This window comes from Fusibacter bizertensis, assembly GCF_029914245.1.
Taxonomy (GTDB): Bacteria; Bacillota; Clostridia; order Peptostreptococcales; family Acidaminobacteraceae; genus Fusibacter_C; species Fusibacter_C bizertensis.
The window spans coordinates 147422-172036 of the sequence record NZ_JARYZI010000003.1 but is presented as its reverse complement, the minus strand read 5'-3'; the positions used below and the strand labels follow the sequence as shown (position 1 = coordinate 172036).

Below are 24615 nucleotides of genomic sequence, written 5' to 3'. Positions count from 1 at the left end.
GGAATTATGGCAATTGAAAAAGCCGCATCAACTGTGAAAATTTTCGGTGTACGTTTTGATAATGTAACCTTGGAAGAGGCAAATAAGAAATTTATTGGATTTATGGGCAATGAGAGATTAAGAACAATTTATACACCAAATCCTGAAATCGTCATGATGGCACAAGAGGATGATGAGTTTAAGGTGGTTCTTAATGAAGGCGATTTAGTTATCCCCGATGGAATCGGTATTGTACTTGCATCAAAAGTACACCATTTGGGGCTAAATGATCGGGTGCCTGGCATTGAGTTAATGGATTTAATGCTTGAGTATTGTAACAGAGCCGGTAAATCAATTTTCTTATTTGGTGGAAAACCTGGAGTTGCTGAAATGGCAGCTGAAAATATTAAACTAGCTCACCCGAACTTAAATATAGTCGGCACGAGAGATGGCTATTTTGAAACCGGTAAAGAACTTAAGATATTAGATGAAATCAATGAAAAAAAACCAGATATATTGTTTGTAGCACTTGGTGCTTCTAAACAAGAAAAATGGATCCATAGATATAAGAAAACAATAAATGCAAGTGTTGCCATGGGGGTAGGTGGTGCGCTGGATGTTTGGGCAGGTACTGTGAGACGAGCACCAGTTATCTTTCAAAAACTCGGACTTGAGTGGTTTTATCGTTTGATAAAGCAACCGACTAGGTTTAAAAGAATGCTTATTTTACCTAAATTCATGTTGAAGGTACTTTTCACAAAACACATTGAAGATTAATTAGTTAAGGTTGAATTCAATAATTAAATGGAGGAAAATCTAATGGAAAATCAAACTATGGGAGAATTACTAAATCAATATGGTACTACAGAACGTTTGTATTCAGGTGATGTTGTAGAAGGAACTGTCATATCATCTAACTCAGATGAAGTGATGGTCAATATCAATTACATGGCAGATGGAATTTTGCCAAAAGCAGAGATTCCTGATGGCAATCCAATTGATTTTAAGGAAGGTCAAAAGATTAAGGTCTATATCTTAAAATTAGACGATGGCGATGGTAATGTTTTGTTATCATTAAAAAAAGCATTTGAAATAATCGTATGGGATGAATTTCAAAAGTTATTTGATGGTCAGATTACTTTTAATATTAAAGTTAAAGAAGCCGTTAAAGGTGGTGTAGTAGGCCTCTATAAAGGTGCATCGGTTTTCATACCAGCATCACAGTTGGCGCTTTCATATATTGAAGATTTATCATCTTATATAGGGATGACATTAGAGGTTGAGTTATCTGAATATCAAATGGCAACTAAAAAAGTTGTCGCGTCTCATAAGAATGTACTTAAAAGACAATTAGCAGCTCAAAAGTCAGATCAACTATCTAGGATCAATGTAGATGACCAACTCACTGGTACTGTTGTTCGTTTAGCGGATTATGGTGCATTTGTTGACTTAGGTGCTATAGATGGTTTAATTCATGTTTCTCAGATGTCATGGCGTCGTGTGAAAAATCCATCTGAGATTTTAAATGTAGGTGATGTAGTTGATGTGATTGTACTTAAAGTAGAACGAGAAAAAGAAAAGGTTTCACTAAAACTCGCTCAGGTACAAGAAAATCCTTGGGAAACAATTTCGACAAGATATGCAGTTGGTGATGTTGTTAAAGGAAAAGTGACACGTTTGATGAATTTTGGCGCTTTCGTTGAAGTTGAAGAAGGCGTAGAAGGCTTAGTGCATATATCAGAGTTATCTGAGAACCATGTCACAAGACCAAATGAAGTTGTGCAAGTTGGTGATGAAATTGAAGTCATGGTTCTAGAACTTGACGTTGATAATCATAGAATGTCATTAAGTTTGAAAGCTGTTACTGGCATGGATTTAGAAGATTATGAAAGCTTGATGCCGGAAGAAGACTCTGCTCCTGCAACATTATCTGATTTGTTTGGTGATAAACTAAAAAACTTAAAATTTTAATTTTTTGAAAAGCTGTTGATCTAATCAACAGCTTTTTTTAACGGCTTATAATTTTGGTAAAAATATGTAAATTTCATGACTGAAGATTTTTTGTTATTAGAGTATAAAAAAGGGTAACAAATAGATATGACAATACTTATGATAAAATATATATTCTACAGGAGGCCTTTAATGGACAATCTAAGATTAAAACCTGACCAATTGACGAACAAATGCGCTTCAGAGTCTTTTGAGTTTAAAACAACTGAAGAGCTAAGCCCAATTCGAGGTATCATAGGCCAAGATCGGGCTAAGAATGCACTAGAGTTTGGACTTGGAGTTACTCGAAAAGGCTATAACATATATGTATCTGGACAATGGGGCACGGGTAGAAATAGTTTTGTTAACATGCTGACTGAAGAACAAGCCATTAAACGATCTGCACCAAGCGATTGGTTATATGTCAATAATTTTAAAGATCCATACCATCCCATAGCGATAAAAGTAACTAATGGGCAAGGAAAAAATATCATTAAACAAGTAGATCGCTCTATTCGTTTTTTGAGAAGAGGTATTATTGAGATTTTTTCCAGTAGAGATTATGAAAATGCAAAGCAAAAATTAGTAGAAGAATATAATATACAGTCCAATAGTATCGTTGACAAGTTAAACGAACTCGGTAAAAAGTATGGTTTCTTATTTTCATTAACTGAGAAAGGCATAGTAAGTATCCCATTAAAAGATGGAAAACCAATGAACGAAGAAGATTATCATAGCATCTCTCAAAAGGAATATGAAGTTTTGATGAGCAACTCTCAAAAGTTGAGTTTGGAAACCATTGATTTATTCAACAAGCTAAGAATTGAAGAGGAAAACCTAAGAAACAAACTCAAAAGTTTAGATGAACAAATGGTAAGACATCTTGTTAAGTTTCACTTAGAGAGTATCAAAGATAAAAACAAAGACAATGAGGATATTAAGCACTATATTGATTCAATAGAAGATGATATCGTTGAAAATTTGGAGGCATTTAAAGAAGTAGAAGAGGATGATGATGAAAACAATCCATTGGCATTATTTGCGGCTTCTCAACATAACCCTGAAACATTTTTTGAGAGATATCGAATTAATTTATTTGTAGACAATAGTGAGGCGAAAAGAGCTCCTGTTATATTTGAATCCAATCCAACTTACTATAATATGGCTGGTAGTATAGAATATCAAAATGAAATGGGTGTAATGAAGACTGATTTCACTATGATTAAGCCAGGTGCATTGCATCGTGCAAATGGTGGTTACTTAATTCTACTTGCAAAAGATATTTTAAGTAATCCATATTCTTGGAAGAGTCTGAAAAGAAGTCTTTTAGATGAGTCTGTAACCATTGATTCACGTGCTGCCTCAGCTGGTGCTCTTGTGTCTCAAACTATTAGACCGCAAGCGATTCCAATAGATGTAAAAGTGATCATAATAGGAGATTATTATACCTACTCCATTTTAAACGCATACGATGAAGAGTTCCAAAAATTGTTCAAGGTTATGGTAGACTTCGATGTAGAGATGGATCGAAATAAGGAAAACATCGAAAAGTTTGCTCGATTTGTATCAACAAAATGTCAAATGGAGGGTCTAAGTCATTTTACGCCTGATGCGGTGGCACTTCTAGTTGAGCATGCAACTCGTTTATCGGATGACCAAAACAAGCTGACAGCACATCTTAAAACGTTAGGAGACATCATCATAGAAGCGGATGCATGGGCTAATTATTATAAAGAAGGTACAGTGACACACGAACATGTCCAAAAAGCCTTAGAAGAGAGAAAATTACGAGCAAACAAATATGAAGAGAATACAATGGATTTATACAAAGAAGGTGTCTATTTAATTGATGTTAATGGCTTTAAAATTGGAGAAATTAATGGACTTGCAGTGGTTGGATCGGGCCAGTATTCTTTTGGAAAGCCTTCTAAAATTACAGTTTCAACCTACCAAGGTCGTCAAGGCATTATTAATATTGAACGTGAGGCGAGAACAAGCGGAAAAATTCATGATAAGGGCGTTATGATATTGACGGGCTATCTAGGAAAAATGTTTGCTCAAGACAAACCTTTAGCATTGACTGCAAGTATTGTTTTTGAACAACTGTATTCTGGAGTGGATGGAGATAGTGCATCTAGTACAGAACTCTATGCTTTGATCTCGGACTTATCTGGTGTTCCAATTAATCAAGCAATTGCAGTGACTGGTTCTGTTAATCAGCGTGGTTATATTCAACCTATCGGCGGTGTTAACGAGAAAATTGAAGGGTATTATAAAGTTTGTAAAATTAAGGGGTTGAACAATGAACAAGGTGTTATTATCCCTATTCAAAATGTTAAAAATCTAATGCTAGATGATGAAATTGTCAATGCAGTTCGCAATAAAACCTTCCACATTTGGGCGATTTCACATGTTGATGAGGGCATTGAGATACTAACCGGTCGCAAACCAGGAAAACGCACAAAAGATGGTAATTTTGAGAAAGGTACAGTATATGCAATGGTAGATCAGCGTTTACAGCACTTAGCAAAAGAATCCAAAACAAAAACAAAAGAGACTCCAGTTACTGAAAAAACAACTAGAGCCTCTCAAAAAAAAGTAAGTAAGTCTTCTGAGGAATAGGATCGTACCATTTGCTTACTTTCACTTTTTCAATGGTTAAATATTCGTAGTCCTGTTTCTGTGAGGAGGTGCGTAATCGGTTGATCATACGATTCTACTTCAAGTGATTCAACGACTTGTAATTCAAAGGCGATTCCTATCTTGGGAATCGTCTTTTCAATTTGACTGAAGAAACGGTCATAAAATCCTCCCCCATATCCAAGCCTAAAGCCTTTTTGATCAAATGCTACGCCTGGCGTTAGAACTAAATCTATATCCTTGAAATTAATCTGTGGATGTAGTTCAGGATTGGGCTCTAAAATACCATAAGTATTTTTAATAAGTGAATCAAGAGACTTAACAACATGAAATGTCATTTTTTTAACCGCCATATCAATGTAAGGTAAAACCAAAACTTTTCCTTCTTTAAGGATCATTTCATTTATAGCTTGCATCTCTATTTCATCTCTAAAACTTACAAATGAAGAGACATGGTGACTATTTTTAAAACACTGCATATCAAATAACTGCTTTCCAATCATTTGTTCTGCCTTTGTTCGTGATTGTGGTGCTAGATCTGCCCTTTTTAAAATAATTGCTTTCCTAAGTTGGCGTTTGTCCATTTCGTTCACCTCGGTGTAATATTTATTTAATAATTATAATCAATTATACTATTAAAATTGCATAGAAGTATAGGTATAATGGATATAGGGTTTACGAAGTGGTCTATAATGATTATAATAATATCAGAGAACCGATTCTGTAAACGTTAACAGCCTAATCCTTTATGCAAACTAAGTAGGAGAAATATATGATAGAGTTTCAAAATGTTTCAAAAAAGTATGATAATGGTGTTCAAGCGCTCGATCGCGTCAATGTTAAGATAGATAAAGGTGAGTTTGTGTTTATAGTGGGTCCCAGTGGTGCTGGTAAATCGACTTTTATTAAAGCCGTCCTAAAAGAAGTGAACGTGACTACTGGCAATGTGGTCGTAGATGATATGGATATTACAAAGTTGCACAGACGACGTGTTCCGTATCTCAGGCGTAAAGTAGGCGTCGTTTTTCAGGATTTTCGTTTATTGCCAAACAAAACAGTTTATGAAAATATTGCTTTTGCAATGGAGATAACTGGAACACCACATCGAAATATAAGAAAGCAAGTACCAATGATTTTGGCATTAGTTGGGTTAACAGGTAAGGGTAATTTTTATCCTAACCAATTATCAGGTGGAGAGCAACAAAGAGTTTCAATTGCAAGATCAATTATCAATAACCCACCTATATTAATAGCTGATGAACCTACTGGTAACTTAGATCCAGATACATCATGGGAGATTATGAAGGTGCTTAGAACCATAAATCGTAGGGGAACTACGATTCTTATGGCAACTCATGATAGAGAAATTGTCGATATTATGAAAAAACGCGTCATTGCCCTAGAAAACGGACAGATTGCAAGAGATGACAAAGTAGGGGTGTATGGCTATGACGATTAAACCGATTTTTACGTTAAAGGAAGCAGTTAAAAGTTTATGGCGAAATAGATTGATGAGTATTGCTTCAATATCATCTGTTTCTGCAACTTTGATGATTCTTGGCATTATTTTCGCAATTATAATTAACATCAACGCCATGGCGCAATCTGCAAAAGACCAATTTGATTCAATTCAAGCCTATTTAGTTGATGATTTAACTTCTGAAGAAATTACTAAAATTAAAGAAAAGATTGAATCTGTTGATGGTGTTATGTCAGTTTCCTATGAAAGTAAAAGTGACGCACTTAAACGTATGAAAGAGTCTTGGAAAGATAACGCATACTTATTGGAAGGGCTTGAATCTAACCCTTTACCAAGCTCATTAATTATTTATCTTCGTGATATATATTACTCGGGTGAAGTTCTATCAGAGATAAAAGATTTAGATGGAATTGAAGAGATCAAGTCTTATCAAGATATAGTTGAGCAACTTCTATCAATCACTGAAGCTGTGAGAAAAACTGGTATTATCGTTATATTTGTGTTAATTGCGATTTCCACATTTATCATTCACAATACCATCAAGTTAACAGTTACATCTAGACATAGAGAAATTAATATTATGAAGTATGTTGGTGCAACCAATTGGTTTATACGTTGGCCATTTTTAGCTGAAGGGACATTGCTTGGATTAATTGGCGCTGGAATCTCAGCAGGGTTAATGAAAATCTCATATGATTACGTTTTTAATATGATGCATTCGGACTTTTATGTTCTAGTTTCTGCATATGTGATCCCACCAGAAAGTATAATGAAAGATGTTATATTTCTATTCTTGATTATTGGTGCGGGGATAGGTGCTTTAGGTAGTATCTGGTCTATGAGGAAGTATCTCAATGTTTAGGAGGACAATGATGAAATCAGAAAGAATGTTACCTATTTTCTCATTGTTTCTAGCCTTTGTTATGATAATAACTGGGATTACTTTTGCAAACGATGAACTGAAAAAAAGGGAGCGAGAACTTGAAGAACTCAACCAAAAATTAGAGGCTTTAGATGCCTCAATAGATCAAAACAAGAGTCTTCAATCTCAAACGAATCAAAAAATAAAGAACGTCGAGTCTAGTATAAAAACATTGGAATCCGAGATTGATCAATTAACAATAGAGATTTCCAATACTGAGGATGAAATTGTTAAAAAATCTGATGAGCTAGAAGACGCTAAAATGAAGATTGCAGAAAAAAATGATTTATTAGATGATCGTCTAAGGGTTATGTATAAAACGGGCTCTATTGGATATTTAGAAGTGTTATTTGGCGCTGAGGATTTTACTGATTTGCTCTCAAGGATTGACATGATACAAATGATCGTAGTACATGATCAGAATTTAATTACATTTTTGAAAGAACAAAGAGATATTATAGAGGCAAAAAAGCTTGAATTAGAATCTATAAAGACTGATTTAGAAATCTTAGTTGATTCTAAGGTGAATAAACAAGATGAAATGACTATTGCATTAAGAAACCTAATTGCATATAAAGAAGAACTAAAAAATGATGAAACTGCTATGACTGAACTTGAAGATGAAATGCTAAATCAAGCAGATCAAATTACTGAGATAATCAAGAATTTAGAACTTGCAGCGACATACGTTGGCGGTGAAATGATGTGGCCTGATCCTGGGCACTATTCAATCAGTTCTTATTTTGGCAATAGATTACATCCGATTTCTAAAGAATATACCATGCATACAGGTATTGATATAGAATCTCCAAGAAAAACGCCTTTTGTTGCAGCACAAACAGGCACTGTTATATTTGCCAACTGGTTCGCAGGATATGGAAAAGCGATAATCATCGACCATGGTGGCGGATATACAACGCTTTACGGTCATCTTGATGTGATTAGTGTGAGTGTTGGGCAAGTGGTAAAAAAAGGTGAAACCATTGGACAAACAGGAAATACTGGTTATTCAACTGGACCTCATTTGCATTTTGAGGTGAGAATGAATGGAGAATATGTTGATCCATTAGATTATGTTAAAGGAAATTGAGGTGTATAAATTGAAGAAGTTTAATGTCGTTATGCTAAGTATTTTTTTGGTTGCAATTACAGGAATATCAACATTTTTTGTAACTACGTTACTACAGGTTGATACAGGTGATAAAGTAGTTATAAGTCAATCTACTCTGGCAGATTATCAAGAAACGCTTGATCAATATAGAGAAGTTGAGGAATTGAAAAATTATATAGAACAAAACTATTATAAAGAAGTATCTGATGAAACGATGATTGAGGGGATGAAAAAAGGAATTTTCGACGTATTGAATGATCCTTATTCTGTATATATGAACAAAGATGAGTTTAAAGATTATATGGAATCATCTTCAGGTGAATATCCTGGAATTGGAATCTATTTGGCTCCTAATGACGATAAAGAGATAGAAATAGTCGCGCCAATTGAAGACACTCCAGCGGATAAGGCGGGGTTAATTGCAAAAGATTTAATCATAGGTGTAAACGGTGAAACAGTAAATGCTGATCTGATGGACGAAGCAATTGCTACAATTAAGGGTGAGCCTGGAACACCTGTAACGCTTACTATTTACAGACCATCAAATAAAGAAAAGTTTGATGTCGATATTGTTAGGGAATGGATTGATATTAAAGTTGCCAAATCGAGAATGATTGATAACAATATTGGATATCTTAGACTTACTATGTTTGATGAGCATGCTGCGGCAGAGTTTACAAAGCATATGGATGGATTGATTAAAGAGGGTGCAAAAGGCGTCATAATTGATTTGAGACAAAATCCAGGTGGTTACCTTAGTCAATGTGTTGATATCGCTGATAGCCTTCTGGGTAAAGAATTGATTGTTTATACAGAAAGCAGAAATGGTGATAATGAAGAATATTTCTCAGATCCAAACAAATATAATGTTCAGCTCGTGGTTTTAGTTGATGGTGGTTCTGCAAGTGCCTCAGAGATTTTGACAGGCGCACTTAAAGATCATAATAGTGCTACGATAGTTGGAACCACTACATTTGGAAAGGGAATAGTTCAAATCGTAAAACCATATAACGAAGAAACTGGTTTTAAATTGACGACTTCTGAGTACTTTACACCTAATGGAACTAATATCCATGGTATAGGAATTGAACCAGATGTAACTGTTGAATTAGATGAAGCGTATTATGAACTAGAGAATCCAACAGACGCAGATGACAATCAACTTCAAAAGGCTATTGAAGTGATGCAAGGTAAACTTAAGTAGTTGGTATGTAATATGTCTGATTTCGCTATTTATATTTTTACACAATAGACTGGAGGTAGGCCATGGACACCAAAGTTTATAAAGAGGAAGCTGAACAAATCAAAGCCCTTATAGATAAGTTTAATTTGGGTCAAGGCTCTGAAAATCCTGAAGAAATGATTGAAACTGAAAGTTCAGATGATTATTCGAGCGATCATTCAGTTGTATGGGTACTCATTATTATTGTTGTATTGATTATAGGAAGTATTGCTGGTTTGACTTATTGGATGTTAAATTAAATTTTGAATAGTAAAAATGAGTTTTAGGGTGCTGATAAACATTGTGTTTTTCAGCCCCTTATTTTTTATTAGAACATCTATTTGACGAGTGAGGAGAAAAGTTTTATAATATAAAAAGAACAAGTGTTCGGAGGTGGAAATGAGCCAATTTAAGATTAAGTCGGAATATGTGCCTACTGGTGATCAGCCGGTGGCAATTAAGGAAATAACGACTCGCATTAATCGTGGAGATAAACACAATATATTACTTGGTGTTACTGGATCTGGTAAGACTTTTACTGTAGCTAATATTATCGAAAAAATCCAAAGACCTACACTGATAATCGCACATAATAAAACGCTTGCAGCCCAGCTTGCTTCAGAGTTCAAGGAGTTCTTTCCAGATAATGCAGTTGAATTTTTCGTTTCTTATTATGATTATTATCAGCCAGAAGCTTATGTAGCTCATTCTGATACTTATATTGAAAAAGATGCTTCTATCAATGAGGAGATAGATAAGTTGAGGCATAGTGCAACGTCAGCTCTATTTGAGCGGAAAGATGTGATTATTGTTGCATCTGTTTCGTGTATATATGGTCTTGGTGATCCAATTGATTACTCTAATATGACACTTTCAATAAGACCTGGCGTTCAAAAGTCAAGAGATGAGATCTTGAAGCGACTAATTGAAATTCAGTATATGCGCAATGATTTAAATTTTACGAGAAACACCTTTAGGGTAAGAGGCGATATTATAGAAGTTATGCCATCTTATGAATTTGAAAGGGCATATAGAATTGAATTATTTGGTGATGAAATTGAACGTATTGCTGAAGTTAATGCGCTTACTGGTGAAATACTTGGATACAGAACACATTTAACAATTTATCCTGCATCGCATTATGTTACACCTAAAGATAAATTAGAAAAGGCAATTGTTAAAATAGAAGCAGAACTTGAAGATCGAATTAAATATTTTAAAGATAACAACCAACTTATTGAGGCACAGCGCATTGAACAAAGAACACGATATGATATTGAGATGCTAAGAGAAGTGGGGTTTTGTCAAGGAATCGAAAATTATTCTAGTGTACTTTCAGGAAGACCGCTTGGGAGTAGACCTTATACTTTGATTGATTATTTTCCAGATGATTTTTTACTTGTAGTAGATGAGTCTCATGTGAGTATACCTCAGATTCGTGCGATGTACGGTGGAGACAGGACAAGAAAGCAATCTTTGGTTGATTATGGGTTTAGGTTACCTTCTGCGATGGACAATAGACCGCTTAATTTTGATGAGTTTGAAAATTTGATTCCACAGTCATTGTATGTAAGTGCAACACCTGGTCCGTATGAAAAAGAACATGGTGGGCAGGCTGTCGAACAGATTATTAGACCAACTGGCCTACTAGATCCAGTTATTGAAGTAAGACCAATCAAAGGTCAAATTGATGACCTCTTTAGTGAAATAACAGAAAGAACTATAAAAAACGAGCGTGTTTTGGTCACTACACTCACTAAAAAAATGGCAGAGGATTTAACCGATTATTTTAAGAAACTTGATATAAAGGTAAGATATATGCATTCAGACATCAAAACACTTGAGCGCATGGAAATTATTAGAGATTTTAGGAAAGGTGTATTTGATGTATTGGTGGGTATCAATTTACTCAGAGAAGGTTTAGATTTACCAGAAGTTTCTTTAGTTGCGATTTTAGATGCTGATAAAGAAGGCTTTTTAAGATCAGAGACCTCCTTAGTTCAGACGATAGGAAGAGCTGCAAGAAACATAAATGGTAGGGTAATCATGTATGCTGATCGTATTACTGCATCTATGAAATACGCTATTGATGAAACTGATAGACGTCGTTTAATTCAACAACAATATAACGAAGAACATAACATTACACCCAAAGGTATTATTAAAGGTATTCGAGAGGATATTAAAGCCACAATGGCTGCTGAAAGTATTGATGAGTACCATGTCGATAAAATTAAAGCAATGAATAAAAAAGAGCTTAAAGAGTATATCGTTCAATTAGAAGAAGAAATGTTTGCAGCATCAAGAACTTTACAGTTTGAAAGAGCAGCAGAACTTCGTGATATGATTGTAGAATTAAAAACACTAAAAGTTAAGAACTAATCTTGCTTTTTTAAATATTCCATAATGAGGTTATATATGAGTAAAAATTCAATTTTTATTAAAGGTGCTAAGGAGCATAATTTAAAAAATATCGATGTTACAATTCCCAGAGACCAACTAGTAGTTGTTACAGGACTAAGTGGTTCAGGTAAATCTTCTTTGGCATTTGATACAATCTATGCTGAAGGACAAAGGCGATATGTTGAAAGCTTGTCTTCATATGCACGCCAGTTTTTAGGTCAAATGGAAAAACCTGATGTCGAATACATTGAGGGGCTCTCACCAGCAATTTCTATAGATCAGAAGACCACCAGTCGAAATCCGCGGTCTACTGTGGGAACTGTGACAGAAATTTATGACTATCTACGTTTACTATATGCAAGAGTTGGCACACCCCATTGTCCAGTTTGTGGCATAGAAATTTTACCACAGTCAGTGGATCAAATTGTAGATCATGTGATGCTTTTACCTTTAGGCACGAGAATGCAAGTACTAGCGCCTATGGTAACAGGGAAAAAAGGGCAGCATCAGAAATTGTTAGAGGCACTAAAAAAAGAGGGCTATGTACGCGCTAGAATCAATGGCGAAACACTTGATTTGAGTGAAGAAATAATACTTGAGAAAAATAAAAAAAACACCATTGAAGTGGTTATTGATAGAATTATAATCAAAGATGAAATCCAGCAGAGACTTACTGATTCTATAGAGACGGCTCTTAGATTGTCTGAGGGTGTAGTCATCATTAACTTAATCGAAAAAGAAGATTTAACTTTTAATACTAAGTTTGCTTGTGCAGAACATGGTCAAGGGATTGCGGAGATGGAACCGCGTATGTTTTCTTTCAACGCACCATATGGTGCATGCCCTGATTGTAATGGACTGGGTTTTACTAAAAAGGTGGATCCAGAATTACTTGTACCGGATGTAAAATTATCGGTAAGTGATGGTGCTCTTTTACCAATCGCCAATAGTGCCGAGGGTACTTTTTATGTGAATATGATTCATGCGCTTATTGAAGAGGCCAATGCTTCCATAAATACACCATTCAAAGACTTGCCTACAAGAGTGAAAAATGAAATCTTTTACGGAACAGGCGATCGCAAAATCAAATTCCAATATGATAGTAAATACGTTGGTCAAGCGGAATTTAATCGTCCTTTTGAAGGTCTTGTTAATAATTATGAAAGAAGATATGCAGCGACTAATTCTGAGTATATTCGTTCTAAAATAGACGAGTTTATGAGTATGATTGAATGTAGCTCGTGTCATGGCAAACGTTTAAAAGATGAAGTGCTGGCTGTAACTATAGGTGGAAAAAACATATGGGAAGTGACTTGTTTATCCGTCAAAGATGCCATTATATTTTTTGATAATTTAAAATTAGATACAATGAATCAACAAATCGCTGAACAGATATTAAAGGAAATCAATGCGAGGTTGATGTTCCTTAAGAATGTTGGACTTGAGTACTTGTCACTATCAAGGACTGCCAGTACACTCTCAGGTGGTGAATCACAACGAATCCGATTGGCAACGCAGATTGGATCAGGATTAGTAGGTGTACTTTATATTTTAGATGAACCCAGTATAGGACTTCATCAAAAAGACAATGAAAAGTTATTAAAAACATTGAGAAATTTAACAGACCTTGGTAACACATTGCTCGTTGTGGAGCATGATGAGGATACCATTAGACAAGCTGATTATATTTTGGATTTAGGCCCTGGTGCTGGCGAACATGGTGGCTTTATCATCGCTGAGGGTACTATAGATGAGATCTTATCAAATGATGCGTCAATTACGGGTCAGTACCTTTCAGGTGCAAAGAAAATTCTATTTCCTTCAAAACGAAGGACAGTTACAGATAAAAGCATCAAAATTCTTGGTGCAAATGAAAATAACTTAAAAAAAATTGATGTTGAAATTCCATTAGGTGTTTTATGTGCTATAACTGGTGTATCAGGGTCAGGTAAAAGTACACTGATCAATGAAATCTTATATAAAACATGTGCTATTAAAATCAACAAGAGCCGTATAAAAGCTGGAAAACATGATGATGTTTTAGGGCTTGAGCATATTGACAAAGTCATAGAGATTGATCAGTCACCAATTGGCAGAACACCTCGGTCGAATCCAGCAACCTATACAGGTGTATTTGATCATATCAGGGATATTTTTGCGCAGGTTCCAGAAGCAAAAATGAGGGGCTATCAAAAAGGTCGTTTCAGCTTTAATGTAAATGGTGGAAGATGCGAGCATTGTAAAGGTGATGGTATCATAAAAATTGAGATGCATTTTTTACCAGACGTTTATGTCCAGTGTGATGTATGTAAAGGAAAAAGATACAATAGAGAAACTTTAGAGGTAAAATATAAGGGAAAAAATATTTCGGATGTGCTAGAAATGACAGTAGAAGAAAGCTTAGAATTTTTTACGAATATCCCAAGAATTAAAAGAAAAATTAAAACCCTTAATGAAGTGGGGCTTGGTTATATCAAATTAGGACAACCGTCTACACAACTTTCAGGTGGAGAAGCACAAAGAATAAAGCTTGCTACAGAATTAAGTAAAATTAGTACTGGGAAAACTTTATATATACTTGATGAACCTACTACAGGCCTTCATACTGCAGATGTTCATAATTTGATCCATGTGATACAAAAGTTAGTAGACGCAGGTAATACTGCAGTAGTTATTGAACATAATTTGGATGTTATCAAATCTGCAGATTATATTATCGACTTAGGTCCAGATGGTGGTGACAATGGCGGTGAAATCGTTGCATTTGGCACACCAGAAGAAGTTTCACGAGTTAAAGGTTCATATACTGGCGAGTTTCTAGTTAATATGCTGACAGATGATTATAGAGAAGTTACTAAAAAAGAGAAGAAGACCACAATAAAAGCAGCTAGTACTACTGAGGAAAAAACAATCACGGAGAAAAAAACTAGAACTAAATCAAAGTCAAAAAAAGAGACTACTTAAGATGAATGAGTTTCTTTGACAATGCTTTTGAAGAAATAGGATTTAATGCTATTTTCAACATATTATGAGAGATGCAAATCTATTAATTATAGAATACAATTGATTTTTAAAGGCAATGTTTTCTATACTAGTTTTTGTAACTCTCATTTTATTATTAATTATTGACATATTCTGCGCAGTTGAGAATGCTGAATTGACATGTTATGATTAAGTTGATTTAATTCAAAATAACGATGATAGATAAGGATAGATGATGGACGGTCAAGGCTTTCAAGTTAAAGATCATATAAAAGAACAACTAAAGACGCTACCACACTTACCAGGTATATATATTATGAAAGATGTACACGGTGAGATTATATATGTAGGAAAGTCAAAAAATTTAAAAAATAGAGTTAGCTCATATTTTAGAGGGTTTAATTCTCATATGCCCAAGGTTCAGACCATGGTGATCAACGTTCAGGAGTTTGAGTATATTATCACTGATAACGAGATGGAGGCTTTAATACTTGAAGCTAACTTAATAAAGAAGAATCTTCCAAGGTTTAATATACTTCTTAAAGATGATAAGATGTACCCTTATATTGTTATTTCCATTGGAGAAAACTTTCCACGAGTTTTTATGACTAGACAATTGCCAAAGGGTAACTATAAAGTGTTTGGGCCATATACAAGTACTGAACAAGTTAAGTTGACGCTTGAAGTTATTCAGACTATTTTTCCAATTAGGGAATGTAGTAAGAAAATTACTGACAAAATTGATAGACCCTGTCTAAATTACCACATAGGCCGGTGTGCAGGGGCATGTAATCATATGATTAGTAAAGACGACTATAATGTATACATTCAAAAAATCATACGATTTTTAGCGGGTGAAAAGCAATGGTTGATCAATGAACTCAGTGAAAAGATGCAAACTGCTGCTGAAAAAATGGCATTTGAAGAGGCTGCTGAACTTAGAGATAAGATTGCTGCCCTAAAAGCACTCAATGAAAAACAAAAAGCTATTCAAAACAATGGTAAAAATCAAGACTATATTGCAACCTATAATTTTGAAGATCGTGCATGCGTCATGTTATTTCAAGTTAGAAATGGAAGAATCGAAGGAAGAGAGGCATTTAATTTAGCAAATGCAGACTCAACTACAGCGTCCGAAATTATAACTTCATTTATTATGCAGTATTATTCTGGATCTGATCAAATTCCTTCAGAGATATATCTCTCTGAGAATATTGAAAATATCAACTTATACAATGAGTGGCTTACAAAATTAAGTGGTTATAAGGTGAATTTTTTAGTCCCTTTAAAAGGCGAAAAGAAAAAAACGATAGACTTAGTTGCTAAAAATGCAAAAGAATATATTATGAAATTCCAAGATAAAATTGAAAAAGAAGAAGCTTTTAGAAATAAGGCAGAATTAGAATTAAGAGAACTCCTTGGTTTTCCCGAAAATATACCACTCAATCGTATTGAAGCCTTTGATATATCTAATACCTCTGGTGTTTATTCTGTTGGTAGTATGGTTGTGTTTGAAGGTGCAAAGAAAAAGAGAAGCGACTATCGAAGATACCGTGTAAAGACTATTGAAGGACCAAATGACTACGGGTCAATGCAAGAAGTTGTGTATAGAAGATATAAACGTGGACTTGAAGAATTGAAGCTTGCTGAGACATCAGGAGTTGTTAGTGAAAAGTACAATGCAATGCCAGATTTAATCTTGATTGATGGTGGAAAGGGACATGTGAATGCAGCTCTTGAAATTTTAAATGCACTTAAGCTATATATTCCTGTTGCTGGTATGGTAAAAGACGATTTTCATAAGACTGAAGATCTTTTCTTTAACGGAGAACGATGTGGGCTAAAAGATAAAAGAAGTGCCTTTAAACTCGTCTATGAAGTTCAAGAAGAAGTACATCGATTTGCAATTGAGTATCATAAATCGTTGAGGTCTAAAGAGATGACCCACTCAATACTGGATGAAATTGAGGGAATTGGTGAGAAAAGACGCATCGAGCTTTTAAAACACTTTAGAACAATTGATCGTATAAAAGAAGCTAGTGTTGAGGAACTGCTCGCTGTTAATGGTATAAACCACAAAGTAGCAGAGTCGATTTATGCTTATTTTAGAACACCAACAAGTGAAGTTTTTGATTTTGAATCAAACTAAAGAAAGAGCTTATTTGCAATGCAAGTAAGCTTTTATTTACCAATAAAATTGTTAAAAAAAAAACATAAAACATAAAAAGCTTAAGTGTATACTTTGTGAACAATATATGTTATAATTCTTTTTGGAATGGGTTAAGGAATTAACAAACTGGTTTAAACCTATTAAATCACTAGGGATTAGACGTTTTGATGAACGTAATAGTTAATCGAAAAAGCAATCGATAAGGAGGAACTTTTTAATGGCAAAGAACTTTTTAACTGATGAAAATTTTGAAAAGCTTCACAAAGTAATTGAAGAGCATAAAGACATGCAAGGTCCTTTAATGCCGATATTACACGAAGCACAACATATTTTCGGTGCAATTCCAATTGAAGTGCAAAAGGTTATTTCTGAGAAGCTCAACACACCATTAGCTGAAATATATGGTGTTGTGACATTCTATTCACAATTTACACTTGAACCTAAAGGAGAATATCTGATCTCTGTATGATTAGGTACTGCGTGCTATGTAAGAGGTGCACAACAATTAATTGACAAAATTTCAGAGATGACAAATGTTTCTGTGGGTACAACTTCTCCAGATGGAAAGTTTTCATTAGAAGCGACTCGTTGTATAGGTGCATGTGGATTAGCACCAGTTTTAACTGTTAATGAAGATGTATATGGTCGTTTAACTGTAAGCGATATTCCTGGCATCATGTCTAAATACCAAAGCGCTAATTAGGAGGCAAGAATGAAAACTTTAGCTGAATTGACTCAATTACGTGATGAAGCTCTTAAAAGAGTGGATTTAAGAAAAGACAGAAAAGGTACTAGAATTGTTGTTGGTATGGCAACTTGTGGCATAGCTGCAGGCGCTCGTCCAATCTTAGCGGCACTTATGGATGAAGTACAAAAAAGAGGTTTAAAAGAAGTTGAGATTACTCAAACTGGTTGCATCGGAGTATGTAGACTTGAGCCACTAATCGAAGTATATAAAGAAGGCGAAGATAAAGTGACTTACGTGGAATTAACAGAAGAAAAAGCGCGTAGAATTATTGCAGAACACATCGTTAATGGCAATATCGTGAAGGAATTCACTATAGGCGCTACTGAATAATTTAATGTAAACCAATTTAGGAGGTAATTCAATGGATTTCTATAGATCACATGTCCTTGTGTGTGGTGGTACTGGTTGCGTTTCTTCAGGATCAGCAACTATTGAAGATATGTTTAACGACGCTTTAAAAGCAAAGGGCTTAGAAAAAGAAGTAAAAATAGTTAGAACAGGATGTTTTGGACTTTGTGAAGCTGGTCCAATCTGTATCGTGTATCCAGAAGGTTCTTTCTATTCTAGAGTAGAGCAAAAAGATGTTGAAAGAATTGTTGATGAACATCTATTAAAAGGTAGAATCGTTAAAGATTTATTATATGTTGATAAATCAGCGAATGTAACTGAAATTCAAACATCTATTAATGATGTTACTTTTTACAAAAAACAAAAAAGAGTTGCACTTAAAAACTGTGGTGTAATCAATCCAGAAGTTATAGATGAATATATTGCATTTGATGGATACCAAGCTTTAGGTAAAGCATTAACTCAAATGACACCAGGCGAAGTTATCGATGAGATGAAAAAATCTGGTCTTCGTGGCCGTGGTGGTGGTGGATTCCCTACTGGACTAAAGTGGGAGTTCGCAGCTAAGTCTGAAGGCGACATTAAATATGTAGCTTGTAATGCTGATGAGGGAGATCCAGGTGCATTTATGGACCGTTCTGTTTTAGAAGGAGATCCTCATGCAATCATCGAAGCTATGGCAATAGCAGCATATGCAATTGGTGCTGAGAAAGGATATGTATATATCCGTGCTGAGTATCCAATCGCTGTTAAACGTCTTGGAATTGCAATTGCACAAGCAAATGAAATGGGCTTATTAGGTAAAAATATATTTGGTACTGACTTTAACTTTGAAATGGAAATCAGACTTGGTGCTGGTGCGTTCGTTTGTGGTGAAGAAACTGCGTTAATCGCTTCAATTGAAGGTGAACGTGGTATGCCTAGACCTAAACCACCATTTCCAGCTCAAAAAGGAATTTTTGGTAAACCAACAATTATCAATAATGTTGAAACTTATGCTGTTGTACCACAGATCATTTTAAATGGTGCTTCTTGGTTTACTTCATTTGGTACTGAAAAATCTCCTGGAACTAAAGTTTTCGCTTTGGGCGGAAAAATTAACAATACTGGTCTTGTAGAAATTCCTATGGGTACACCACTTAGAGAAGTAATCTTTGATATCGGTGGCGGAATTCCGAATGGTAGAAAATTTAAAGCAGTTCAAACTGGTGGTCCATCAGGTGGATGTTTAACTGAAGCTCACTTAGATACACCAATCGATTTTGATACACTTACTGCACTTGGCTCAATGATGGGTTCAGGTGGTATGATTGTTGTTGATGATACAAACTGTATGGTTGACTTCGCTAGATTCTTCTTAGATTTTACGGTTGATGAGTCTTGCGGTAAATGTGTACCATGTCGTGAAGGTACTAAGAGAATGTTAGAAATTCTTGAGAAAATTACTTCTGGTAATGGTACTTTGGAAGACCTTGATAGACTTGAAGATTTGGGTCATTCTATCAAAGATTCTTCACTTTGTGGACTTGGTCAAACCGCACCAAATCCAGTATTATCAACTTTAAAATACTTTAGGGATGAGTATATTGCTCACGTCGTAGATAAGAAATGTCCTGCAGGTATGTGTCAAGACTTATTGTCTATCGTTATCACTGATGGATGTATCGGTTGTACAGCTTGTAAAAGAGTTTGTCCAGTTGATGCTATTAGTGGAGAAGTTAAGCAAAATCATGTTATCGATCAAGCAAAATGTATCAAATGTGGCGCTTGTATTCCGAAATGTCCTAAGAAAGTTATTGTTAAACAATAAGATTAGGCCAATCCAGATTATATGAAAGAGGTGTACTTATCGTGAGTAATGTAAGTTTATCTATAAATGGTATTCAGTATGAAGTACCAAGTAATTTAACAGTATTAGAAGCGGCAAGAACAGTTGGAATTGATATTCCTACACTTTGTTTCTTGAAAGATATCAACGAAGTTGGCGCGTGCCGTGTATGTGTTGTTGAAGTTGAAGGTGCTAGAGCACTTCAAGCTTCTTGTGTACTTCCAGTTCGTGATGGTATGGTTGTAAACACTAACAACACTAGAGTAAGAAAAGCTAGAAAAAATACAGTAGAGCTTTTATTAGCAAATCACAATAGAGAATGTACAACATGTGTAAGAAGCAAAAACTGCGAACTTCAGTCGTTGTCTGAAGAATTAAGCATCAGAACAATTCCTTTTGAAGGCGAAAAAAGAATTCCTTCTTTTGACGATTTATCACCTTCAATTGTTAGAGATTCAAGCAAATGTATCCTTTGTGGACGTTGCGTAAGTGCTTGTAAAAATGTTCAAGGGATCGGTATTTTAGAATTCTTAAATAGAGGATTCAAAACAACTGTTGGACCTGCATTTGAGATGAGCATGAGAGATGTTCCTTGTATCTATTGTGGTCAGTGTATGGTAACTTGTCCAGTAGGTGCTTTAACAGAAAAATCTGCTATTCATAAAGTTTGGGAAGTACTTGAAGACAAATCAAAACATGTTATCGTTCAATCTGCACCAGCTGTTAGAGCGGCACTTGGAGAAGAGTTTGGTTATCCAATCGGTACTAATGTAACTGGTAAATTAGCAACAGCACTTAGAAGACTTGGTTTTGCCAAAATCTTTGATACAAACTGGGCTGCTGATGTTACGATCATGGAAGAAGGAACAGAGTTATTAGATAGAATTCAAAATGGTGGCGTGTTACCAATGATTACGTCTTGTTCACCAGGTTGGGTAAGATATATTGAATTCCAATATCCAGAATTGTTACCACATTTATCAACTTGTAAATCACCACAAAATATGTTTGGTGCATTAGCTAAAAGCTATTATGCAGAAAAACATGGTATCGACCCTAAAGATATCGTAGTTGTGTCTGTAATGCCATGTACTTCTAAAAAATCTGAAATCGTAAGACCAGAACTTGAAGTTGATGGTAACAGAGATGTGGATATCTCTATTACAACGAGAGAACTTGCACTTATGATTAAAGAAGCTAGACTTGAGTTTGATAAGCTTGAAGATGGCACATTCGATCCATTTATGGGTAACTATACTGGAGCAGGTTTAATTTTTGGAGCTACTGGTGGTGTTATGGAAGCAGCGATCAGAACAGTTGCAGACGTATTAACTGGAGAAGATCTTGAGAACGTCGACTATACTGCAGTTCGTGGTGTTGAAGGGATCAAAGAAGCTACAATTAATGTTGCAGGTATGGACATCAAAGTTGCTGTTGCGCACAACACAACTAATGCTGGTATCTTACTTGAGAAGATCAAGAACGGCGAAGCAGATTACCACTTTATCGAAGTTATGGCTTGTCCAGGAGGCTGTGTAAACGGCGGTGGTCAACCGATACAACCTGCTAACGTTAGAAATGTGATTGACATCAGAGCTGAAAGAGCAAAAGCACTTTACTCTGAAGATGCTTCTAAAGAAGTTAGAAAATCACATAAAAACCCTGAAATCAAAAAATTATATGATGAATACCTTGGTAAACCAAATAGTCACAAAGCGCATGAATTACTTCATACGCACTTTGTTGCTAGAGAAAAGTTTCCATTAAAATAAGGTGATTCATTAAATTTCAATTTTAAGAATTATAAAAAAGGCGTTTCACGAGTAGATAATGATCTGCTCGTGAAGCGCCTTTTTTTGTTTCTTTTGATGAGGTTCAAATGTCTGGTTTCAAAAACATGAAAAATAGTTTAAAATAGAATCAGTGACCAATCAGATTATTAATAATGACCATGACAACTGGATTAACTTATTTACAAATAAGGAGAACAACTGATGACATTAAATAGACCACTTGTAATTTCCATCGAAGGTGGAGAAGGTTCAGGAAAATCAACAATTATAGAGAAAATTGCAGAATACTTTATGAAAAGAAAATTGGATTTTATTATCACTAGAGAACCCGGTGGTGTTAGAATCTCTGAAGAAATAAGAAAGATAACACTTGATCAAAAATATAATGAAATGGATGCAAGAACGGAGGCTTTGTTATTTACTGCAGCAAGAAGACAACACTTGATAGAGAAAGTATTGCCAGCACTTGACCTTGGGAAAATAGTTATTTTTGACCGATTTGTAGATTCATCTTTAGTTTATCAAGGGTATGTAAGAGGGATTGGTATTGATGAAGTCTTTCAGATGAATCAATTTGCAATAGAGGGATTTTTACCAGACCTGACGTTGTATTTGGATGTTGAGCCGAAAATTGGTTTGGATAGAATTTCTCAAAATCCTGACCGAGAAATCAACAAGTTGGATCTTGAGGGATTACAATTTCATGAGAAGGTCAGAAAAGGTTATCTTCATTTGCTTGATTTATATCCAGAGAGAATCGTTAAAATCGATGCCAATGAAGACCTTGAAAACGTGCTTTTAAGTGTAATAAAAGAAATTGAACTCCGTTGTTAAAGGTGTTATAATGTAAGTATTGATTGTTAAATAATTAACTTTTGATTACTTATAGGAGGCAAAAATGCACTTAAAATACATTAGGGAAATAATAAAAGCAGATGTATTGGCATACGAACCTGGGCTAGAACTTGAAATCAATACAGCATTTGGATCTGACTTAATGAGCGATGTACTCGCTTATGTTGAGGAAGATACTTTATTAATAACTGGATTGACAAATCAACAAGTTATTCGTACTGCAGAGATGCTGGACCTAAAAGCAATTTTGTTTGTTAGAGGCAAGAAACCATGTAATGAGATGGTTGCTCTAGCTGAAGATAAGCAAATATTACTCATGTCAACTCGAGAGTCATTGTTTACTGTATCTGGTGTACTTTATGAAAATGGACTGAGAGGCATTACAATATAAGTTTTCGTAACGCATCAGAGGTGAGAGGAATTTTATCTATGAATTCATATTTTAAAAATGAAGAAAATTTAGCGATGAAGTTGCACTATGACATACTCAAAGATGATTTTTCAAGAGCTGGTGAAGCTTCAAGCAAAATAAAAAATATGCTAAGACAATTGGCGATTGATGCCAACATACTTAGACGAATAGCAATAGCAACTTATGAAGCAGAGATAAATTTAGTGATACATTCTATGGGGGGAACAATTGAAGTTTTTATTAAACCTGAATGTGTTGAAATCTATATAGAAGATCAAGGCCCTGGCATAGAAAATGTCGAACTTGCAATGACTAAAGGCTATTCTACAGCAACTAATGTTGCGAGAGAAATGGGATTTGGAGCAGGTATGGGGTTACCTAATATGGAAAAAGTAAGTGACGAGTTTGTCATCGAATCTACACTTAATGTTGGAACGAATATTAAAATGGTAGTTAATTACTAATCATCCCTCAATATGGAGGTCAAAATGAAAGAATATTGGCATTCGGTAGTGTTAGAAAAAGACTACTGCAATGGCTGCACACATTGTCTAGATCGTTGCCCAACTCAAGCGATTCGTATTATCGATGGGAAGGCGAGAATCATTCAAGATAGATGTATAGATTGCGGTGAATGTTTAAGAGTTTGTCCTTATCATGCGAAAGGTGCTTTGGTAAGTTCGTTAGATGTGGTTAAAAACTATAGATATACGGTTGCAATCCCATCTATTTCTTTTTATGGTCAATTTCCAGAAGAATATGAAATGAATACTGTATATAATGCTTTATTGGACTTGGGTTTTGATGAAGTTTATGATACTGCACATGCTGCAGAACTTTTAGCTGTTTATGAAAATCACCTTTTAGATAAGGCACATGTCAATAAACCGCTTATTTCTACTTACTGCCCTGTTATTACACGACTGATACAAATTAAATACCCAGCTCTTATTGAACATATTATCAAACTTGAAGCGCCTATGGAGATAGCTGCGAGGCATGTAAGAAAAAGACTGATCAGTGAAGGGTATCTAGATGAAGAAATAGGGATTATTTATATTTCACCATGTCCAGCTAAAGTCACAAGTATTAAGAATCCAATTGGAATTGGAAAGTCTAGTATAGATGAAGCCGTTTCAACAGAAGAAATATACTATAAAGTGATGAAAATCATTGATAAAGTGATTCCGAAAGTATCGATTCAAAGATCCACTGGAAAGGGTATTGGCTGGGCCCGAGTTGGAGGCCAGAGCTACGCCATGGATATAGATGACTATATAGCCGTTGATGGCATTGATGAAGTTATCAAAGTATTGGAGTCTATGGAGATTGGGAAGCTTAACTCCCTTGAATTTTTTGAAGGGTATGCGTGTGTCAACGGCTGTGTAGGTGGACCACTCAATGTTGAAAATACATTTATCGGAAAAAATAGAGTTAGAAAACTAACAAAAAAATACGGTATGGACCGTACTGTGGATATAGATATTGAGTTATCTCCAGAAACGATGGAGTGGGATACACCGATACAACCAATGCCTATATTTAAATTAGATACTGATTTCAAGCGTGCTTTAGAAAAAATGGCGAAAATTGAAGAATACACTCAAATGCTGCCTGGTATAAACTGCGGGGCGTGTGGTTCACCGAACTGTCGTGTACTGGCAGAAGATATAGTAAATGGATATGCCAAATTGGAAGATTGCTTATTGTTAAATAAAAGATAAGGTGGTATG

The 24615-nt window shown here is 35.1% G+C and carries 18 protein-coding genes and 2 pseudogenes; 19 read left to right on the top strand and 1 reads right to left on the bottom strand.

Annotation, left to right across the window (positions count from 1 at the left end):
- Positions 1-6: 6 nt before the first annotated feature.
- From QE109_RS06015 to QE109_RS06005, 3 genes are all read left to right on the top strand, one after another.
- Entirely contained in the window at positions 7-756 is a 750-nt protein-coding gene (locus tag QE109_RS06015) for a WecB/TagA/CpsF family glycosyltransferase (protein ID WP_281093512.1), read from the top strand.
- A 42-nt stretch (positions 757-798) separates the two neighbouring features.
- Entirely contained in the window at positions 799-1950 is a 1152-nt protein-coding gene (rpsA, locus tag QE109_RS06010) for a 30S ribosomal protein S1 (RefSeq protein ID WP_281093511.1), read from the top strand.
- A 171-nt stretch (positions 1951-2121) separates the two neighbouring features.
- A complete protein-coding gene (locus QE109_RS06005; RefSeq protein ID WP_281093510.1) occupies positions 2122-4590 on the top strand; it encodes a Lon protease family protein in 2469 nt (822 codons plus the stop codon).
- A 29-nt stretch (positions 4591-4619) separates the two neighbouring features.
- On the opposite strand, the gene QE109_RS06000 is transcribed toward QE109_RS06005, so the two are convergent.
- Complete coding sequence (locus QE109_RS06000; protein WP_281093509.1) at positions 4620-5192, bottom strand: 5-formyltetrahydrofolate cyclo-ligase; 573 nt, start codon at positions 5190-5192, stop codon at positions 4620-4622.
- Positions 5193-5380: 188 nt separating this feature from the next.
- Between QE109_RS06000 and ftsE the strand changes: the two genes are divergently transcribed.
- The 16 genes and pseudogenes from ftsE to QE109_RS05920 all read left to right on the top strand — a co-directional run bounded on the left by ftsE (position 5381) and on the right by QE109_RS05920 (position 24606).
- On the top strand, positions 5381-6067 hold the full coding sequence (gene ftsE, locus QE109_RS05995; protein ID WP_281093508.1) for a cell division ATP-binding protein FtsE: 687 nt from the start codon (positions 5381-5383) through the stop codon (positions 6065-6067).
- Positions 6051-6950: a permease-like cell division protein FtsX gene (ftsX, locus tag QE109_RS05990; protein ID WP_281093507.1), complete on the top strand. Its 900-nt coding sequence runs from the start codon at positions 6051-6053 to the stop codon at positions 6948-6950. The genes ftsE and ftsX overlap by 17 nt, the downstream gene beginning before the upstream one ends.
- A 10-nt stretch (positions 6951-6960) precedes the next feature.
- Complete coding sequence (locus tag QE109_RS05985) at positions 6961-8100, top strand: murein hydrolase activator EnvC family protein (RefSeq protein WP_281093506.1); 1140 nt, start codon at positions 6961-6963, stop codon at positions 8098-8100.
- Positions 8101-8110: 10 nt separating this feature from the next.
- Entirely contained in the window at positions 8111-9325 is a 1215-nt protein-coding gene (locus QE109_RS05980) for a S41 family peptidase (RefSeq protein ID WP_281093505.1), read from the top strand.
- 62 nt (positions 9326-9387) lie between these two features.
- The gene (locus QE109_RS05975; RefSeq protein ID WP_281093504.1) at positions 9388-9603 is read left to right on the top strand and encodes a hypothetical protein; all 216 of its coding nucleotides are present in this window, start codon (positions 9388-9390) and stop codon (positions 9601-9603) included.
- Between the two features lie 139 nt (positions 9604-9742).
- Positions 9743-11725, top strand: coding sequence for an excinuclease ABC subunit UvrB (uvrB, locus tag QE109_RS05970; RefSeq protein WP_281093503.1), 1983 nt, complete (start codon positions 9743-9745; stop codon positions 11723-11725).
- A 36-nt stretch (positions 11726-11761) separates the two neighbouring features.
- A pseudogene (gene uvrA / locus QE109_RS05965) lies at positions 11762-14578 on the top strand (excinuclease ABC subunit UvrA); the annotation flags it as partial.
- Between the two features lie 382 nt (positions 14579-14960).
- Positions 14961-16877, top strand: a complete 1917-nt coding sequence (gene uvrC, locus QE109_RS05960; RefSeq protein ID WP_281093501.1) for an excinuclease ABC subunit UvrC — start codon at positions 14961-14963, stop codon at positions 16875-16877.
- 238 nt (positions 16878-17115) lie between these two features.
- Positions 17116-17601 (top strand): annotated as a pseudogene (locus tag QE109_RS05955) (NADH-quinone oxidoreductase subunit NuoE family protein).
- 9 nt (positions 17602-17610) lie between these two features.
- Positions 17611-17976 (top strand): (2Fe-2S) ferredoxin domain-containing protein, encoded by a 366-nt coding sequence (locus QE109_RS05950; RefSeq protein ID WP_281093500.1) that lies wholly within the window; start codon positions 17611-17613, stop codon positions 17974-17976.
- Between the two features lie 31 nt (positions 17977-18007).
- Complete coding sequence (nuoF, locus tag QE109_RS05945) at positions 18008-19804, top strand: NADH-quinone oxidoreductase subunit NuoF (protein WP_281093499.1); 1797 nt, start codon at positions 18008-18010, stop codon at positions 19802-19804.
- Positions 19805-19845: 41 nt separating this feature from the next.
- Positions 19846-21594, top strand: coding sequence for an NADH-dependent [FeFe] hydrogenase, group A6 (locus tag QE109_RS05940; RefSeq protein WP_281093498.1), 1749 nt, complete (start codon positions 19846-19848; stop codon positions 21592-21594).
- A gap of 222 nt (positions 21595-21816) precedes the next feature.
- Positions 21817-22449: a dTMP kinase gene (gene tmk / locus QE109_RS05935; RefSeq protein WP_281093497.1), complete on the top strand. Its 633-nt coding sequence runs from the start codon at positions 21817-21819 to the stop codon at positions 22447-22449.
- A gap of 64 nt (positions 22450-22513) precedes the next feature.
- Positions 22514-22861 carry a DRTGG domain-containing protein gene (locus tag QE109_RS05930; protein WP_281093496.1) on the top strand — a complete coding sequence of 116 codons (348 nt, stop codon included), beginning with the start codon at positions 22514-22516 and terminating at the stop codon, positions 22859-22861.
- 38 nt (positions 22862-22899) lie between these two features.
- Complete coding sequence (locus tag QE109_RS05925) at positions 22900-23346, top strand: ATP-binding protein (RefSeq protein WP_281093495.1); 447 nt, start codon at positions 22900-22902, stop codon at positions 23344-23346.
- A gap of 24 nt (positions 23347-23370) precedes the next feature.
- Positions 23371-24606, top strand: a complete 1236-nt coding sequence (locus QE109_RS05920) for a [Fe-Fe] hydrogenase large subunit C-terminal domain-containing protein (protein ID WP_281093494.1) — start codon at positions 23371-23373, stop codon at positions 24604-24606.
- Positions 24607-24615 lie beyond the last annotated feature (9 nt).

Coding starts and splice junctions, on each gene's coding strand:
- QE109_RS06015 (WP_281093512.1), top strand. CDS start 7: ATGGCAATTGAAAAAGCCGCATCAACTGTGAAAATTTTCGGTGTACGT.
- rpsA (WP_281093511.1), top strand. CDS start 799: ATGGAAAATCAAACTATGGGAGAATTACTAAATCAATATGGTACTACA.
- QE109_RS06005 (WP_281093510.1), top strand. CDS start 2,122: ATGGACAATCTAAGATTAAAACCTGACCAATTGACGAACAAATGCGCT.
- QE109_RS06000 (WP_281093509.1), bottom strand. CDS start 5,192: ATGGACAAACGCCAACTTAGGAAAGCAATTATTTTAAAAAGGGCAGAT.
- ftsE (WP_281093508.1), top strand. CDS start 5,381: ATGATAGAGTTTCAAAATGTTTCAAAAAAGTATGATAATGGTGTTCAA.
- ftsX (WP_281093507.1), top strand. CDS start 6,051: ATGGCTATGACGATTAAACCGATTTTTACGTTAAAGGAAGCAGTTAAA.
- QE109_RS05985 (WP_281093506.1), top strand. CDS start 6,961: ATGAAATCAGAAAGAATGTTACCTATTTTCTCATTGTTTCTAGCCTTT.
- QE109_RS05975 (WP_281093504.1), top strand. CDS start 9,388: ATGGACACCAAAGTTTATAAAGAGGAAGCTGAACAAATCAAAGCCCTT.
- uvrB (WP_281093503.1), top strand. CDS start 9,743: ATGAGCCAATTTAAGATTAAGTCGGAATATGTGCCTACTGGTGATCAG.
- uvrC (WP_281093501.1), top strand. CDS start 14,961: ATGATGGACGGTCAAGGCTTTCAAGTTAAAGATCATATAAAAGAACAA.
- QE109_RS05950 (WP_281093500.1), top strand. CDS start 17,611: ATGAAAACTTTAGCTGAATTGACTCAATTACGTGATGAAGCTCTTAAA.
- nuoF (WP_281093499.1), top strand. CDS start 18,008: ATGGATTTCTATAGATCACATGTCCTTGTGTGTGGTGGTACTGGTTGC.
- tmk (WP_281093497.1), top strand. CDS start 21,817: ATGACATTAAATAGACCACTTGTAATTTCCATCGAAGGTGGAGAAGGT.
- QE109_RS05930 (WP_281093496.1), top strand. CDS start 22,514: ATGCACTTAAAATACATTAGGGAAATAATAAAAGCAGATGTATTGGCA.
- QE109_RS05925 (WP_281093495.1), top strand. CDS start 22,900: ATGAATTCATATTTTAAAAATGAAGAAAATTTAGCGATGAAGTTGCAC.
- QE109_RS05920 (WP_281093494.1), top strand. CDS start 23,371: ATGAAAGAATATTGGCATTCGGTAGTGTTAGAAAAAGACTACTGCAAT.